Source organism: Streptomyces sp. NPDC048636, assembly GCF_040650655.1.
In the GTDB taxonomy this organism is placed as follows: Bacteria; Actinomycetota; Actinomycetes; order Streptomycetales; family Streptomycetaceae; genus Streptomyces.
In genome coordinates, this window is sequence record NZ_JBEZHR010000004.1 from 55,197 (window position 1) to 74,191 (window position 18,995).

Here is an 18,995-nt window from a genome sequence, read left to right on the forward strand (position 1 = left end):
CTTGCTTCCTTAACTCGTTGCCGCTTGGGTCACGTGCTCTGGCTGGTTGTCGCCCCTGCCGGGCGGGGTGGCCGGGCGCACCGGGCCGATCGCGAACAGGGCGAGCCCGCTGACCAGGCTGGCGCCGGACATGATCATGAACGCGGTGCGGAAGTCGGAGAGGTCCGGTACACCGGTGAGCACGGACGCGATCACCGCGACCCCGATGGCCATGCCGATCTGACGGGACATAGACGACATCCCGGTGCCGGTGGCCACCCGCTCCGGTGGCAGGGACAGTGTGGCCGCCGCGGCCAGCGGCGGCAGGATGAGACCGAAGCCGATGCCGCCGATGATGGCGCCGGGCAGGAAGTGGCCGGTGAAGTCCGGTGTGCCGTCCAGTGCGAACGTCCACCACAGACCGCCCGCCGCGAAGAAGAGACCGCCGACCAGACCGACCAGATGTGCCCCGTACCGGACCGCCAGGATGCCGCTGGGTACGGCGAACAGGGTGGCCGACACCGGCCCCGGTGCGATCTCCAGGGCGCCGCGCAGGGTCGAGTGCCGCCAGACCTGGGTCAGGAACAGGATCGTGGACATGGCCATCGCGCCGACACCCACGAAGAAGAAACCGGTAGCGACATTGCCCAGGGCCACCGGCCTGATCCTGAGGATGGCGGGTTCGATGACAGGTGCCGGATGGCGCAGACCACGGCGCACGGTGTAGGCGAGGCCGAGCGCACCGGCCACCGACAGGCCGATGACCTGGGGGCTGTCCCAGCCCCACACCTGCCCCTGGGAGATCGTGGCGACGATGGCGGCCACCGACGCCGCGAGCGCCGCGATCCCGAGCAGATCCGGCACCGGACCGGCCTCGGCGGCCGACTTGCGCAGCGACCACGCGCCGAGGAGCAACGCCGCCGCTCCCAGGGGGAGGTTGACCACGAAGACCCAGCGCCAGTCGATCTCCGCCAGCAGCCCGCCGAGCGGCAGCGCGGCGGCGGAGCCGACACCGCCCACCGCGGTCCACAGACCGATGGCGATACCGCGCCGCGCGGGCGGGAACAGCCCGAGCAGCAGCCCCAGGGAGCTGGGCGCCATCAGGGCGGCGCCGACGCCCTGGAGGGCCCGCGCGATCACGAGCACCTCCAGGTTGGGCGCCGCCGCGCAGGCGGCCGACACGGCGGTGAACAGCCCGAGGCCCAGCAGGAAGACCCGTTTGCGCCCGGAGCGGTCGGCCCAGCGGCCGCTGGGCAGCAGCAGCGCCGCGAAGGTGATCGCGTAGGCGCTCATCACCCAGGACAGATCGGTGAGGCTCGCCGAGGAGAAGGACTCCTGCATGCTGGGGAAGGCGATGTTCACGATCAGCATGTCCACCGCGGAGATGAACACCCCGACGAGGACGACCGCGAGGGACACCCCCCGGCGCAATCCGTCGTTGCTCATGCCTCGATCCACCTTTCGATCGCGTCCGCGGTGTCCGCCGCGGCGGACTCGATCAGGGCGAAGTGGTCGGCGGCGACCTCGACACGGTCGTCGGTGGGCTCCCACCGCGGACCGTCCGGCGCCGCCGTGCCGCCGAGTGGTTCGGCCGCCCGGACCATCAGGGTCCTGACCGCCGTCGGCTCCGGCCGGAGACCGGTGAACAGGCGCAGATACGCGCCCATGGACAGCCAGCTCGCGTCGTCGATGGAGACGGCGCGCCGCTCCTGGGTGAGGATCTCCGCCAGCATGGCGGCGAACATCCGTCCCGTCTCGGCCTCGTCACCGTCGAGCGCCAGTGTGTCGATCATGGCGACCCCGGCGAGCGCGGCGCCGGAGGACTCCAGACGCTCGGCCAGCGAACGCGCCACCAGACCGCCCATCGAGTAGCCGACCAGGATGAACGGGGCGTCCCCTACGGCCGCGCGGATCGCGCCGTCGAGGACCTCCACGGCGGCCTCCCGGGACTTCGGGGCGAGTTCGGTCCCGAAGCCCGGCAGCGAGCAGACGTGGACGTCCCGCACTCCTTCGAACCGGTCGGCCAGCCGCATGAACTGCTCCTGGCCGGAGCCGACCACATACACATAGGACGGTACGCAGACGATCTTCACCCGGCCCGGCCCGGAGGCCAGCTGCGCCAACCGCCCATCGCTGTCGGGCAGTTCGGTGGCCGAGGAGAAGACCGGTCGGCCGCCCGCGGTGTCCAACAGCTCCCGCAGCGCCTGAGCCATGGTCCCGTCCCCGGCGGCCTGCCGGAGCCGCCGGCTGATCGTCTCGCCCGCGGCCTCGGGCGCCCCGACTTCCGGCGCCCCCGAGCCGACCTGCTTGAGCAGCTGCCGGGCGATCTCCGCCGGGGTGGGGTGCTCGAAGACGAACGAGACGGGCAGCCGCAGACCGGTGGCCTGCGAGAGCCGGTTGCGCAGACCCACCGCGCTCATCGAGTCCATGCCCAGCTCCTTGAGCCTGCGCTCGACATCGATCAGGTCGTCGGCGTCATGGCCGAGCACGGCCGCGACATGCGCCGTGACCAGCTCCAGCACCACCCGTTCGCGGTCCGCCTCGGAGACACCGGCCAGCCGCTGGACCAGCGATCCGCCGCCCGTCTCGCGCTGGGCGGGCAGCCGGACCAGACCGCGCAGCAGCGCCGGGAGGGTGCGTTCGCGGGCCTGTGTCCGCAGTGCCGCCGGATCCAGCTGGACCGGGGCCAGCAGCGCGGTGTCCGCGGCGAGGGCCTGGTCGAACAGGGTCAGCGCACGCTCGACCGGCAGCTCGGCGGTCCCGGGAGAGGCGCCTTCGCCCTCCCACGGACCCCATGCCAGCGCGGTGCCCGCGAGCCCGGCCGCACGGCGCTCGCGCACCAGTGCCTCGGCCGCGGCGTCGGCCGCCGGATCCTCCACCGCGCCGCCACCGAGGGAGGCGAACGAGGAGAACACCACGAAGGCGGCGAGCCCGGCCCGTTCGGTCAGCGTGTGCAGCCGCCGGACCAGCTCCGGCCCGCCGGGCTCAACCCCGGTGTGGACGACCGCGCCGAGCGGCCGCTCCAGGGACTCCAGCACGGTGGCCAGCCGGTCGGGGGCGGAGGTCTCGATACGCGCTCGCGCGCCGAGTTCCGCCAGCTCCGCGACCAGCCCGTCCGCGGTGTCGCCGGGCGTACCGAGCAACAGCAGGTGGCGTACACCGTGGTGGGCGGCCAGATGCCTGGCCAGCGACGCGCCCGGAGCGCTGAGCCCACCGGTGATCAGCACGGTGCCATCGGTGTCCGCCAGCGGCCGGCGGCCGGTGGATCCCACCGGTACCAGCGCCAGCCGCGGCGCCATGAACCGCCCGGCGCGCACGGCGAGTTGCGGCTCATCGGCGCCGAACACCGCGTTCCACCCGGGCCCGGTGGCCCCGTCCCCGGCTCCCTCCACGTCCACGTCCACGACGAGGAACCGGCCCGGGTGTGCGGACTGCGCGGCCCGCAGCACCCCCCATACGGCGGCCTGCGCCGGGTCCGGGACCTCCTCGTCCCGGACCGCCACCGCACGGCGGGTCACCACGGCCAGCACGGCATCGCCACAGGGCCCGTGGTCCACCCAGCGCCGTACCAGGGCCGCGGCCTCGTCGGCCGCGCCCCGCACCGCCGCGATGCCGTCCCCGGCGGGTGTGTCGATCACCGTGAGCACGGCCTGCGGAACCGCCGCACCACCGTCCATGGCCCGTTCCAGGGCGGCCAGATCGGCGTAGCGGTCCGCCACTCCCCCGGCCGCCCCGCCCAGCGCGGCCAGCCGCACCGGCGTGGCGGCGGCCGGTTCGACCGGAAGCCAGTCCACCCGGTACAGCGAGCTCTGACCGCGGCGCAGCTCCTCCAAATGGGCCGGATCGACCTCATGGAAGGCGACGCGGTCCACCCCGAGCACCAGCGCACCGTCCTCGCCGAACACCTCCAGCCGCAAGGTGTCGCCGTCGGAGCTGAGGTGCGCACGGCCACCGGTGGCACCGGTCGCGGCGAGGCGCACCCCGGACCAGGAGACCGGCAGCTTCGGCGCGTCCTGCTCGGCGAAGCCCAACTGCCCTGTGTGCAGGGCAGATTCGAAGAGGGCGGGGTGGATGCCGAAGTCCGCCGCGCCGGTGTCCTCGGGCAGCGCGAGATCGGCGTACACCTCGCGGCCGGAGCGCCAGAGCGCCCGCACCCCGTGCAGCGCCGGGCCGCAGTCGAGGCCGAGACCGGCCAGCGCGGCGTAGAGCCCGTCCACCGGCACCGGTTCGGCACCGGCGGGCGGCCACTGGCCCGCCCACCCTGCGGCGGGTTCGGTGTCCGCCGCCAGCCAGCCCGTGCAGTGGCGGGTGGACCCGGCGCGCTGGTCACCGTCCTGGCGCGAGTGGACGGCCACCGGGCGGCGGCCGTCGGCACCGGGAGCGCCCACGATGGCCTGGATCTGCAACGCCGCGCCCTCGGGCAGCAGCAGCGGCGCCTCGAACATCATCTCGTCCAGCAGCGGTGTGCCCACTCCGCGCCCCGCGGCCAGCGCCAGTTCGACCAGTGTGGTGTGGGGCGCGACCGGGAGGCCGAACGCGGCGTGGTCGCGCAGCCAGGGCTGGGACTCGTGGGACAGACGGCCGGTGAGCACCCATTCGTCCCGGTCGGCGAGTTGCATCCCCGCCGTCAGCACCGGGTGTTCGACACGGCCGAGACCGGAGGCGGCGGGGTCGCCCGTGGTGGCCGTGGTCGTGCTCGGCCAGTACCGCTTGCGCTGGAAGGCGTAGGTGGGCAGCGGGACCCGCTGGGCGCCGGAACCGGCGAAGCAGGCGGCCCAGTCGACCTTCACCCCGGCGATATGCGCCTCGGCGAGGGAGAGCAGGAACCGCTTCATCCCGCCCTGCCCGCGCCGCAGCGAGCCGACCACACCGACCCGGCCCGCGCCGGTGGCGGCGACGGTCTCCTCCATCGCGACACCCAGCACCGGGTGCGGGGACATCTCGACGAGGCATCCGGCGCCGTTGTCCACGAGCGCGCGGATGGCGGGCTCGAAGCCGACCGGGTTGCGCAGGTTGGCGTACCAGTACGCGGCGTCCATGGTGGTGGTGTCGACGAACGCGCCGACCGAGGTGGAGTACAGCGGGACATGTCCGCCGCGCGGCTCCACCGGGGCGAGCGCCTCCAGCATCTCGGCGCGGGCCACCTCCACATGGGGCGAGTGCGAGGCGAAGGTGGCCGGGACCCGCTTGGCCCGGATGTCCTCGCGCTCGCAGTGCGCCACCAGGGCGGCGATCGACTCCAGATCACCGGCGACGATCACCGCCGCCGGACCGTTCACGGCCGCCACGGTGAGGCGGCCTCCGTACGCCGCGATCAGCGGCTCTACCTGGTCGATCGGCAGGGCAAGCGAGGCCAGGGAGCCGGTGTCCATGAGCTGCTCATGGGCGATCCGGCTGCGCACCGCGATGATCCGGGCCGCGTCGCGCAGCGTAAGCCCGCCGGCCACATACGCGGCGGCGATCTCACCCTGCGAATGGCCGACCACGGCCGACGGCTCGACACCGTAGGAGCGCCACAGCGCCGCCAGGCCGACCATCACCGCGAACAGCGCGGGCTGGACCACATCGACGCGCTCCAGCGACGGTGCGCCCGGCGCACCGCGCAGCACATCCTCCAGACGCCAGTCCACGAACTCGGAGAGCGCCTCGCCGCACGCGGCGATCTCGGCGGCGAACACCGGGGCGGTGTCGAGGAGTTCGACCGCCATGCCCTCCCACTGCGCACCCTGACCCGGGAACACGAACACCGGCTTGGCGGTGGTGGAGGGGCGGCCGGTGGCCGTCTGCTCGGTCACCTCGCCGACGGCGAACGCCGCCAGCTCGCCGACCAGTTCCTCCCGGTCGGCGGCCACGAGCACCGCGTGGTGCTCCAGCGCCGCCCGCGACGTCAGCTGGGAGTGGCCGAGGTCGGTCAGTGCGAGCCCGGGGTTGTCGAGCAGGTGCCGCCGCAGGCGCTCGGCCTGGGCGCGCACGGCCGCCTCGGTGCGCGCGGAGAGCAGCACCGGGGTCGCGGGGGCCACGGCCCGGGCGACCGCGGCCGGGGGCTCGGCGGGCGCCTCCTCGACGATGAGGTGCGCGTTGGTGCCGCTGACGCCGAAGGACGACACACCCGCGCGGCGCGGCCGGCCGTTACCGGACCACTCCCGGGCCTCGGTCAGCAGCTCGACCTCGCCCGCCTCCCAGTCGATATGCGGGGACGGCGCGTCCACGTGCAGGGTCCGCGGCAGCACCCCGTGCCGCATCGCCATCACCATCTTGATCACACCGGCAACCCCGGACGCACCGGAGGTGTGGCCGATGTTCGACTTGATCGACCCCAGCCACAGCGGGTCCCCGTCGCGCTCCTGGCCGTACGTCGCCAGCAGTGCGTGGGCCTCGATCGGGTCGCCCAGGACGGTGCCGGTGCCATGGCCCTCGACCGCGTCCACCTCGGACGGCGACAGCCCGCTGTTGGCGAGCGCCTGCCGGATCACCCGCTCCTGCGAGGGACCGTGCGGCGCCGTCAGACCGTTGCTCGCACCGTCCTGGTTGATCGCGGTACCGCGGATCAGACCGAGGATGCGGCGTCCGTTGCGCTGGGCGTCGGACAGCCGTTCCAGCACCACCAGGCCCAGACCGTCGGAGAAGCCCGTCCCGTCGGCGGACGCCGCGTAGGCGCGGCAGCGGCCGTCCGGGGAGTTGGCGCCCTGGCGGCTGAACTCGGTCATGGTGACCGGCGTGGTCATGAACGTCACACCGCCCGCCAGCGCGAGCGAGCACTCGCCACCGCGCAGTGCCTGCGCCGCCATGTGCAGCGCGACACCGGAGGAGGAGCAGGCCGTCTCCACCGACACCGCGGGGCCCTCCAGGCCGAGGGTGTAGGCGATACGACCGGACGCGACGCTCGACATGGTGCCGGTGACGCGGTAGCCCTCGTACTCGGCGGGCACGAGCATGCTGTAGTCGGAGCCGGTGATACCGACGAAGACGCCGGTGTCACTGCCGCGCAGGGACGTCGGGTCGATCCCGGCGTGCTCCAGGGTCTCCCAGGAGGTCTCGAGCAGCAGCCGCTGCTGCGGGTCCATGGCCACGGCCTCGCGCGGGCTGATGCCGAAGAACTCGGCGTCGAAGTCGCCCATGCCGGTGACGAATCCGCCGCCGGACGAGGAGGTGGTGCCGATCCGCTCGCCGTCCGGGCTGTAGAGCCGCTCCAGGTCCCAGCCGCGGTCGGCGGGCAGCGGGCCGATCACATCCCGGCCGTCGGCCACGATCCGCCAGAGGTCCTCCGCGGAGGTGACACCGCCGGGGTAGCGGCAGCCGATGCCGACGATCGCCAGCGGCTCGTCCACCGCACCGGCGCGCTTCCGCGCGACCGGGACACCGGTGTCGGCAGGGCCGTCGACCCGCGACAGCAGCAGCCGGGTGATGGCCACCGGCGTGGGGTGGTCGAAGACGACGGTGGCGGGCAGCGCCACACCGGTGCTCTGCGAGAGTCGGTTGCGCAGTTCGACCGCGCTGACGGAGTCGAAGCCGAGCTCCTTGAAGGCGCGTTCGCCGTCCACCTCGTCGGCGGAGTCGTGGCCGAGCACGGACGCCACCTGCGCCCGTACCAGCTCGAGCACCACACCTTCCCGCTCGGCCTCCGGCACCTCGGCGAGACGCCGGGCCAGGGTGCCACCCGACGCGGCGCGCCGGGCGGGCACCCGGACCAGGCCGCGCAGCACGGCGGGCAGCAGTCCGGCGCGGGCCTGCACCCGCAGAACGGCCGGATCCAGCTCCACCGGGGCCAGCAGCGGTGCGTCCGCGGCGAGGCCGCGGTCGAACAGGTCGAGCCCGAGCTCGGTGGGCAGCGGCAGGATTCCGGTCTGGGCGACCAGCGCCGGGTCGGCCGGACCGGTTTCGCCGGTGCCCCGGCCGTCGGCCCAGAAGCCCCAGGCGAGCGCGGTGCCGGGGAGTCCGGCCGAGCGGCGGGCGCTCACGAGCGCCGCCAGGGCCGCGTCCGCCGCGGAGGTGGCCGCCTGGCCCGGGATACCGGCCAGCCCCTCGAAGGAGGAGAACACCACGAAGGCGGAGAGGTCCGCGTCCGCGGTCAGTTCGTGCAGGTGCCAGGCGGTGTCCACGGTGGCCCGCAACACCGTCTCCAGCCGGTCGTCGGAGAGGGTCTCGATCAGGCCCGCGTCGGGTACCACCGCGGTGTGCACCACCGCGGTCAGCGGGTGCTCCAGGGAGCCCAGCAACGCGGCCAGTTGGCCCCGGTCGGTGACGTCACAGGGCACGACGCGCACCCGCGCGCCGAGGAACACCAGCTCGGCGGTGAGCTCGTCGGCCCGGCCGCCGGGGGCGGCCACCACCACATGGCGGGCGTCATGGCGAGTGACCAGGTGCTCGGCGAACGGGGCTCCGAAACCACCGGTGATCAGCACGGTGCCCTCGGGGTCCACGGACAGCGGCCGGTCCGCGGCTCCGCCGGACACCCGGACCAGCCGGGGGGCCAGCGCCTTGCCCTCGCGCACGGCGAGCTGCGGTTCGTCCAGCCCGAGCAGCGCGGACCACTCCGGCTCCCCGTCGGCGTCCATGAGCAGGAAGCGGCCGGGGCGTTCGGACTGCGCGGTGCGGATGACACCCCACACCGCGGCCTGTGCGGCGTCGGGCACCTCGTCCGCGACCACCACCGCGCCACGGGTGACCACGGTCAGCGTGGCCTCACCCAGCGACTCGGCGGCCAGCCAGCGCCGTACGAGGGACGCGGCCCGGCCCGCGGCGTCACGCACCGCCGCGGGCGTCTCCCCGGCGGGTGTGTCGATCACAGCCAGGACCGCCTGTGGCACGGGGGTGCCCGCCGCGACGGCGTCTTCCAGGGCGATGAGATCGGCGTGCTGGTCGGCGACACCGGCGATCTCGCCCAGTGCGGCCAGCCGCACCGGCCTGGCCGGGGTGGCCGTGACGGGCGTCCAGTCCAGCCGCAGCAGCGCGTTCTGACCGCGCCGCAGCTCCTCGAATCGGGCCGGGTCGGCGGACCGTACGGCGATCCGGTCGATATGTGCCACGGGTGCGCCGTCGCCGTCGAAGACATCGAGCCGCACCGTGCCCTCGCCGACCGGGACGATACGCGCCCGTGCGTGGGCGACCTTGTCACCCACGACCCGCACACCGGACCAGGACGCCACCGACGGTGCCTTGTCCTCGGCGGGCCGGGGCGCGGTGTGCAGCGCGGACTCCAGCAGGGCCGGGTGGATGGCGAAACCGCCGGGCTCGGTGCCGTCGGGCAGGGCGAGTTCGGCGTACACCTCACCCTCGAGGGCCCATGCCGACTGTGCGCACTGGAGCATCGGGCCGCAGTCGAGGCCGAGTTCGGCCAGCGTGGTGTACAGGGCGTCCACCGACATCGGTTCGGCCGCGGCGGGCGGCCATTCGCCCAGCCGGGCGGAGCGCGGTTCGGCGTCCGGGGAGACCCGGCCGTACGCGTGGCGGACGGCGTCGGTGAAGTGTGCGTCGCCGCCGTCCGGCCGCGAGTAGACGGCCACCTCGCGACGGCCGTCGGCGTCGGCCCGGCCGAGCGTGACCTGCACCGGGACCTCGGTGTCGTCGCTGAGGAGCAGCGGTGCGTCGAGGGTGAGTTCCTCGATCAGCTCGCAGTCCACGTGGCGGCCCGCCGACAGGACCAGCTCCATCAGCGCGGCGCCGGGAAGGGTGACCGTGCCGAACAGCGCGTGGTCGCGGGTCCACGGCTGACCCTGGTGGGAGAGGCGGCCGGTGACGACCCACTCGTCGCGGTCGGCCACCCGCACGGCGGCGGCCAGGACGGGGTGTTCCACTCGGCCGAGGCCGACCGCGGAGGCGTCGGCGAGACCGGGGGCGTCCAGCCAGTAGTGCTTGTGCTGGAAGGCGTAGGTGGGCAGCGGGACGCGCCGGGCGCCGGAGTCGGCGAAGCAGGCGGCCCAGTCGGTCCTCACCCCGGCGGTGTGCGCCTCGCCCAGCGAGAGCAGGAAGCGGCCGAGGCCGCCTTCGTCACGGCGCAGGGAGCCGACCACGCCGACGCGGTTGGCCGGACCGTGGGCGGCGATGGTCTGTTCCACGGCCATGGCGAGCACCGGGTGCGGGGACATCTCCAGGAAGCATCCGGCGCCGTTGTCGAGGAGGGCCCGGATGGCGGGCTCGAAGCCGACCTGGCCGCGCAGGTTGGCGTACCAGTACGCGGCGTCCATGGTGGTGGTGTCGAGGAAGCCGCCGGTGACGGTGGAGTAGAACGGGATCCGCCCGCTGGACGGCGTCACGGGGGCGAGTGCCGTCAGCAGTTCGGCCTCGATGGCCTCGACATGGGCCGAGTGCGACGCGTAGTCCACCTTGACCCGGCGCGCCCGGACATCATCACGCTCACACGCCGCCAGCACCTCGTCCAGCGCCTCCGGGTCACCGGCGACAATCACCGCCGCCGGACCGTTCACCGCCGCCACCGAGATCCGGCCCTCATACGGCGCGATCAACTCCTCGGCACGCCCCACCGGCAGCGCCACGGACATCATCCCGCCCAGCCCCGCAAGCCGATCCCGCACCAACTGACTGCGCAACGCCACAATCCGCGCCGCATCACCCAACGACAACGCACCCGCCACATACGCGGCCGCGATCTCACCCTGCGAATGTCCCACCACCGCCGACGGCTCCACACCATACGAACGCCAGAGCGCCGCCAAACCCACCATCACCGCGAACAGAGCGGGCTGCACCACATCCACCCGCTCCCACGACGGCGCGCCCGGCACACCCCGCAGCACATCCTCAAGACGCCAGTCCACAAACTCCGACAACGCCTCACCACACGCCGCCACCTCCGCCGCGAACACCGGCGAAGAGTCCAGGAGTTCGACCGCCATCCCGACCCACTGCGCACCCTGACCAGGGAACACGAACACCGGCTTGGCGCCGGGTGTGGCGCGGCCCTCGACGACCAGGGGGGACGGCTCGCCGAGGGACAGGGCGGCCAGTCCGGACAGCAGCTGGTCGCGGTCGGCGGCGGCCACCACACCACGGTGCTCCAGGTGGGCCCGGGTGGTGGCCGCGGAGAAGCCGAGGTCGGCCAGGGTCAGGTCCGGACGCGCCAGCGCATGCGCGCGGAGCCGGTCGGCCTGGGCGCGCATCGCCGCGGCGGTCCGGCCGGACAGCGTCACGGGGACGGCGGCCATCGGACGTGGCTCGGTGGCGGTCTCCTGAGCGGGTGCCTCGACCGGCGCCTCCTCCAGGATGATGTGCACATTGGTGCCGCTGACGCCGAACGAGGACACCGCGGCGCGACGGGGCTTCTCGCCCGTGGTCCACTCGCGTGCCTCGGTCAGCAGCTCGACCTCGCCCGCCTCCCAGTCGATATGCGGGGACGGCGCGTCCACATGGAGGGTCCGCGGCAGCAGTCCGTGCCGCATCGCCATCACCATTTTGATGACACCGGCCACGCCCGCGGCCATGGAGGTGTGGCCGATGTTCGACTTGATCGAGCCCAGCCACAGCGGATCGCCGTTCCGCTCGCGCCCGTAGGTGGCGAGCAGTGCGTGGGCCTCGATCGGGTCGCCCAGGACGGTGCCGGTGCCATGGCCCTCGACCGCGTCCACCTCGGACGGCGACAGCCCGGCGTTGGTCAGCGCCTGCCGGATCACCCGCTCCTGCGAGGGACCGTTCGGCGCCGTCAGACCGTTGCTGGCACCGTCCTGGTTGACGGCCGTGCCCCGGATCAGACCGAGGATGCGGCGTCCGTTGCGCTGGGCGTCGGACAGCCGCTCCAGCACCACCAGACCGAGGCCGTCGGAGAAACCCGTCCCGTCGGCGGTCGCCGCGTAGGCGCGGCAGCGGCCGTCCGGGGAGACGGCCTGCTGGCGGCTGAACTCGGCCAGCAGGAACGGGCCGGACATCACGGTCACACCGCCGACCAGGGCCATGGAGCACTCGCCCCCGCGCAGCGCCTGGGTGGCCATGTGCAGGGCGACCGCGGAGGAGGAGCACGCGGTGTCCACGGACACCGCGGGCCCCTCCAGGCCGAACACATAGGAGATACGGCCGGAGGAGACGCTGGCCGCCCCACCGGTCAGCTGGAGCCCCTCGATCTGCGGCACACTGCCCGCGGGCGCCGTGCAGTAGTCGGTGGTGCCGACGCCGCAGAACACTCCGGTGTCGCTGCCGCGGAGCGAGGTCGGGTCGATGCCCGCGTCCTCGAACGCCTCCCACGACGCCTCCAGCAGCAGCCGCTGCTGCGGGTCCATGGCCAGCGCCTCGCGCGGGCTGATCCCGAAGAACTCGGCGTCGAACTCGGCGATCTCGTCGAGGAAGCCACCGCCGCTGGTGGACACGGCGCCGGGCCGGCGCAGACTCGGGTCGTAGATCCGCTCCGGGTCCCAGCCGCGGTCGGTGGGCAGCCCGCTGACGGCGTCCCGCCCCGACGACACGAGCTCCCACAGCTCGTCGGGGGAGGTGACACCGCCCGGGTAGCGGCAGCTCATACCGACGATGGCCAGCGGCTCGCTGGCGTTCGCGAGCAGCCGCTTGTTGAGCTGGCGGAGCCGGTCGGTCTCCTTGAGGGATTTCCGGAGCGCCTCGATGAGCTGGTTCTGATCGGTGGCCATGTCTATTCCTTCATCTCCAAGCTCATTGCGGCGACGGCGGTCTCGGCCGGGGTCATGCGAGGTCCTCCTGAGCCATCCGGATCAGCGCTTCCGCGTCCATGTCCTCGAACGACGCGCTGTCCCCGTCCTCGCCGACCGCCTCCGGCCGGTCGCTGTCGGCCAGTTCGCGCAGGGTGCCGAGCAGACCGGCGCGGCGCAGCCGGTCCATCGGGATCGACGCCAGCAGCGCGCGGATCTCGTCCTCCTCGGACCGCGGCTTGACCACGGCGTCCGGAACGATCTCCGGCAGCAGATGGCGGGCGATGGCCGCCGGGCTGGGGTGGTCGAAGACCACGGTGGCGGGCAGCCGCACACCGGTGGTCCGGGTGAGCCGGTTGCGGAGTTCGACGGCGCTCAGGGAGTCGAAGCCGAGCTCCTTGAAGGCCCGTTCGGGGTCGACGGACGCGGCCGAGGCATGCCCGAGCACGGACGCCACCTGAGCCTGGACCAGTTCGAGCACGATCCGCTCGCGGTCCGCCTCCGGCACCCCGGCCAGCCGCTGGGCCAGCGCCGCGGCGCCCGCATCGACCACCCGGGCCGGGGTACGGACCAGCCCCCGCAGCAGCGGCGGCAGCATCCCGGCCCGTGCCTGGGCGCGCAGCGCGGCCGTCTCCAGCCGCACCGGGGCCACCACGGAGGCGTCCACGTCCAGCGACTGATCGAACAGCGCGAGACCGGTCTCGGCGGTGAGCGCGCTCATGCCCATCCGCTCCAGACGGGCCAGTTCGGCCTCGTCGAGACCGGCGGCCATGCCCGCGGCCTCCGACCACAGACCCCACGCCAGCGAGGTGGCGGGCAGACCCGCGGCCCGCCGGGACGCGGCCAGCGCGTCCAGAGTCGCGTTCGCCGCCGCGTAGTTCGCCTGACCGGGGCTGCCCATCAGGGACGCCACCGAGGAGAACAGCACGAACGCCGAAAGCTCCGCGCCGGCGGTCAGCTCGTGCAGATGCCACGCGGCGTCGACCTTCGGCCGCATCACCCGCTCGATCTGCTCGGGCGACAGGGCCTCGACCACACCGTCGTCGAGCACACCGGCCGCGTGCACCACCGCGGTGACCGGGCGCTCCACCGAGCCGAGCGCGGCGGCCAGTTGCTCGCGGTCGGACACATCACACGCCACGGCCCGTGCGCGGCAGCCCCGCTCCGCGAGCTCCGCCACCAGCTCGGCCGCGCCGTCGGCCGCCGGACCCCGGCGGCTGAGCAGCAGCAGATCGCGCACCCCGTGCGCACCGGCGAGATGGCGGGCGAACAGCGCGCCCAGACCACCCGTACCACCGGTGACCACCACCGTGCCCTCCGGGCCCAGCGGCGCCGGAACGGTCAGCACGACCTTGCCGACGTTGAGCCCCTCGCGCAGGTGGCGCAGTGCCTCACGGCCCTGCCGCACATCCCAGGTCCGGATCGGCGCGAACTCCAGCACCCCCTGCCGGAACAGGTCCACGATCTCGGACAGCAGCTCACCGAGGCGCCGCGGCCCCGCCTCCCACAGGTCGAACGCGCGGTACGCGACACCCGCGCGCTCCGCCGCGAGCGCCTCGGCGTCGCGGATGTCGGCCTTGCCCATCTCCACGAACCGGCCGCCGCGCGGCAGCAGGTCCAGGGAGGCGTCGACGAACTCACCCGCGAGGGAGTTCAGCACCACGTCCATCCCGGCGCCGCCGGTGGCCTCCAGGAGCGCGTCCCGGAATCCGGTCTCCCGCGAGGTGGCGATGTGGTCGTCGGCGACACCGGCGGCCCGCACCACGTCCTGCTTGGCCGGACTGGCGGTGGCGAACACCTCCGCGCCGAGGTGCCGTGCGATCTGCACGGCGGCCGTGCCCACCCCACCGGCGGCGGCGTGCACCAGCACCCGCTCCCCGGCGCGCAGTCCGGCCAGGTCCACCAGGCCGTGGTAGGCGGTCGCGTAGGCCACCGGCACCGACGCCGCCTGGATGAACGACCACTCGTCCGGCATCCGGGCCACCAGTGCCCGGGGGGCGACGGCCACCGGACCGAAGGACTCCATCACGATCCCGAAGACCCGGTCGCCGGGCGCGACATCGGAGACCTCCGAGCCGACCTCGAGCACCACACCGGCCGCCTCGGCGCCGAGCGGCACATCGTCGGGGTACACGCCGAGGGCGATCAGTACGTCGCGGAAGTTCACTCCCGCCGCGCGGACCCCGATCCGCACCTCGTCGGCGGCGAGCGGGCGACCGGCCCCGGAGGACACGACCTCCACGTCCTCGAGGGAGCCCTTGCGGGTGACGGACAGCCGCCAGGCGTCGTCGGCGGGAGCGGCGGCCACGTTCAGCCGCGGCGCGAACACCCGCTCACCGCGCACGGCGAGCTGCGGTTCGTCCCCGTCGAGTACCCCGCCCCAGTCGGGCTCGTCGCCGTCCAGGTCGACCAGGACGAACCGGTCCGGGTGCTCGGACTGGGCGCTGCGCAGCAGACCCCAGACCGCCGCCTGGGCGATGTCCGGCGCCTCACCGGCGACCGAGACCGCCCGCCGGGTGGCCACGACCAGCCGGGTCTCCCCCAGCCACTCACTGGCCAGCCATCGCTGCACCAGCGCGAGCGCCCCGGCGGCGGCTTCCCTGGCCGCTCCGGCCACCTCGCCGTCAGGGGTGTCGACGGCGGCCAGCACCAGCTGCGGCACCGGAGTGCCGTCGGCGAGGGCCGTCTCCAGCGCGGCGAGGTCCGCGAACCGCTCGCCCGTGGCCGTCAGTTCGCCGAGGACCGCCGCCCGGAGGGGCTGCCCCGCGCCGATCGCGACCGGGGCCCAGTCGAGCTGGTAGACCGACTGCCCACCGCCCTGCCGCAGCCGCTCGAGCTGGGCCGGGTCGACCGGACGCATATCCAGCCGCGCCAGGCTCAGCACCGGCTCACCGTGCTCGCCGACGACGTCCAGGCCGAAGGCCGTCTCGTCCACGCGGCGCATCCGGACCCGCACCCGGGACAGCCCGCGCTGCCCGGTGCGCACCCCGGACCAGGAGAAGGGCAGGAAGGCGGTGTCCCTCGGCCCCTCGTCCTGGACCAGACCCGAGTGCAGGGAGGCGTCGAAGAGGGCCGGGTGGATCCCGAAGCCCTCGCCGCCGGTGTCGCCGGGCAGAGCGACCTCGGCGTAGGCGTCGCCGTCGACCTGCCACGCCGTGCGCACGCCCTGGAACAGCGGCCCGTAGTCGAATCCGAGCTCGGCCATCCCCGCGTACAGCGCGCCCGCGGTGATCTCCGTACCACCGGCGGGCGGCCACTGCGCCGGAATCCACGACGACACCGGTGCGGTGTCCTCCGCGGCCAGCCAGCCACGGGCGTGGCAGATCGGCTCGGCCTGCTCCTCGCCGTCTCCGCCCTCGGGGCGGGCGAAGACCGCCACTTCGCGGCGGCCGTCCTCACCGGCCGGGCCGACCGTGACCCGCAGTTGCGCCGCGGCGTCCTCCTCCAGCAGCAGCGGCGCCTCCATCACCAGCTCGTCCACCACCGGCGCGCCGACCCGGCGACCGGCGGTCGACACCAGCTCCACCCAGGCCGTACCGGGCACGATCACCACGCCCAGGACGACATGGTCACGCACCCACGGCTGCGACTCGGCGGAGATACGGCCGGTGAACACCCACTCGTCGCGGTCGCCCAGCTGCACGGCAGCGGCCAGTACGGGGTGTTCGACCTGGTCGAGTCCGGCCGCCGCGACATCGCCCCGCGCCGACGGCGTCAGCCAGTAGTTCTGACGCTGGAAGGCATAGGTCGGCAGATCGACGCGCTGGGCGCCGGTGTCGGTGTAGAAGGCGTGCCAGTCCACCTCCACCCCGGCGGTGTGAGCGCGACCGAGGAATCCGGCGAACGTCTCGCTCTCGGTGCGCTTGGCCCGCAGCGCCGGAAGGAACGCCGCCTCGGCGTCATCCTCCACACACTGACGCGCCATCGCGGTCAGTACGGCGTCGGGCCCCAGCTCCAGGAACCGCCGCACGCCCAGGGCCCACAGGGTCCGCACACCGTCGGCGAAGCGGACAGCCTCACGGACATGACGCACCCAGTAGTCCGCGTCAAACGCCGACACCAACTCACCGGACACATTCGACACCACCGGGATACGGGGCTCGGCATACGCCAACTTGTCGGCCACCGCACGGAACTCGTCGAGCATCGGCTCCATACGCGGCGAGTGGAACGCATGCGACACCCGAAGCCGAGACGTCTTACGCCCCTCCCACCGCGGCAACCACTCCTCCGCAGCCTCCTCATCACCCGAGACAACCACCGCCAACGGGCCATTGACGGCGGCGATCTCCAACCGGCCCTCAAACCCGGCCAGCGACTCCGCCACCTCAGCCTCAGCAGCCTGAACCGCCACCATCGCACCGCCACTCGGCAGCGCACCCATCAACCGACCACGCGCCACCACCAGCTCAGCGGCATCCGCCAGCGACAACACACCCGCCACATGCGCGGCAGCGATCTCACCGACCGAATGGCCGATCAGATAGTCCGGACGAACCCCCAACGACTCCGCCAGCCGGAACAGCGCCACCTCAACCGCGAACAACACCACCTGCGTGAACTCCGTCGAGTTCAACACCGCACTCTCAGCGCCCAGCAACTCACGCACCGAACGCCCCAGACGGGGATCCAACTCCGCGCACACCTCGGTCAGCGCCTGATCGAACACCGGGAACACCCCGGCCAACTCCAGACCCATCCCCGAACGCTGCGAACCCTGCCCCGTGAAGAGGAACGCCGTCTGCCCCGCGATCCCGGACTCGGCCGACACCTCGGTCAGCCACGCCAGCAACTCATCCCGGTCACCCGCCACCACCACAGCCCGACGGTCCAGCAACGCACGCGAGGTCACCAGCGAGAACGCCGTGTCCGTGACAGACAGCTCAGGCTGCGACAGCAGATGCGAACGCAGCCGCTCCACCTGCGCCCGCAGCGCCTCATCCGTCCGGGCGGACACCACCACCGGCAACGGCACGGCAGACGCGCTCCGCTCAACGGACACCGGCTCCTCGACCGGAGCCTCCTCCACGATGATGTGCGCGTTGGTGCCACTGACACCGAACGACGACACACCCGCACGGCGCGGACGGTCGCCCGTCGACCACTCACGGGACTCGGTCAGCAACTCGACCCGGCCGGACTCCCAGTCCACATGCGGTGACGGCTCATCCACATGCAGCGTCGGCGGCAGCACACCATGCCGCATCGCCATCACCATCTTGATCACACCGGCGACGGCAGCCCCGGCCGAGGTGTGACCGATGTTGGACTTGATCGAGCCCAGCCACAACGGATCCCCCTCACGGTCCCGGCCATAGGTGGCCAGCAGGGCCTGCGCCTCGATCGGGTCACCCAGCTTCGTGCCCGTGCCATGGCCGTCGACCGCGTCCACATCGGACGGCCGCAGCCCGGCGCCTGCCAGTGCCTGACGGATGACCCGCTCCTGGGAAGGGCCGTTCGGCGCGGTCAGGCCGTTGCTCGCACCGTCCTGGTTGAGTGCGGTACCGCGGATGAGCCCGAGGACGCGGTGCCCGTTGCGCCGGGCGTCGGACAGCCGCTCCAGCACCACAAGACCGAGCCCGTCGGAGAAGCCCGTACCGTCGGCGGACGCCGCGTACGCACGGCAGCGGCCGTCCGTCGACAGTCCGCGCTGACGGCTGAACTCCCGCAGCATGAACGGGGTGGGCATGAGGGTCACACCACCGGCGAGGGCGAGCGAGCACTCACCCGCCCGCAGCGCCTGCACCGCCATATGCAGGGCGACGGCGGAGGAGGAGCACGCGGTGTCCACCGACACCGCAGGGCCCTCCAGGCCGAGAAGGTAGGAGATACGACCGGAGGAGACGCTGGCGGCGCCACCGGTGAGCTGGAAGCCCTCCACCTGGGCGACGCTCTTCTCCGGACCCATGCCGTAGTCGGTGACGCTGAGGCCGCAGTAGACACCGGTGTCACTGCCGCGCAGCGAGGTCACGTCGATACGGGCGTCCTCGAACGCCTCCCACGACGCCTCCAGGAGGAGCCGCTGCTGCGGGTCCATGGCCATCGCCTCGCGCGGGCTGATGCCGAAGAATTCCGCGTCGAACTCCCCGATGCCCTCCACGAAGCCGCCACCGCGGGCGTAGACCTTGCCGGTCTGCTCGGGGTCCGGGTCGTAGAGCCGCTCCAGGTCCCAACCGCGGTCGGTGGGCAGCCCGCTGACGGCGTCCCGACCCGAGGCCACCAGCTCCCACAGCTCGTCGGGCGAGGTGACCCCGCCCGGGTAGCGGCAGCTCATGCCGATGATGGCCAGCGGTTCGGTCGCCCGGGACTCGACCTCTTCGAGCTGCGCCCTGGTCTCGTTGAGTTCGACCGCGACTTTCTTGAGGTAGCGGACGAGCTTTTCCTGCTGATCGATGTTCTCCGTCATTCCTG

3 protein-coding genes are annotated in these 18,995 nt (G+C 73.2%); all 3 read right to left on the reverse strand.

From position 1 onward, the window contains the following. Nucleotides 1-9 precede the first annotated feature (9 nt). Genes AB0C66_RS13520 through AB0C66_RS13530 form a run of 3 tightly spaced genes read right to left on the reverse strand, consistent with a single transcriptional unit; the run spans nt 10 to nt 18,990 of the window. Nucleotides 10-1,425, reverse strand: coding sequence for an MFS transporter (locus AB0C66_RS13520; RefSeq protein ID WP_362436766.1), 1,416 nt, complete (start codon nt 1,423-1,425; stop codon nt 10-12). Further along, nucleotides 1,422-12,566, reverse strand: coding sequence for an alpha/beta fold hydrolase (locus AB0C66_RS13525; protein ID WP_362436768.1), 11,145 nt, complete (start codon nt 12,564-12,566; stop codon nt 1,422-1,424). Before AB0C66_RS13525 ends, AB0C66_RS13520 begins: the two co-directional genes overlap by 4 nt. A gap of 52 nt (nt 12,567-12,618) precedes the next feature. After that, nucleotides 12,619-18,990, reverse strand: a complete 6,372-nt coding sequence (locus AB0C66_RS13530; RefSeq protein WP_362436770.1) for a type I polyketide synthase — start codon at nt 18,988-18,990, stop codon at nt 12,619-12,621. Between the last annotated feature and the right edge of the window lie 5 nt (nt 18,991-18,995).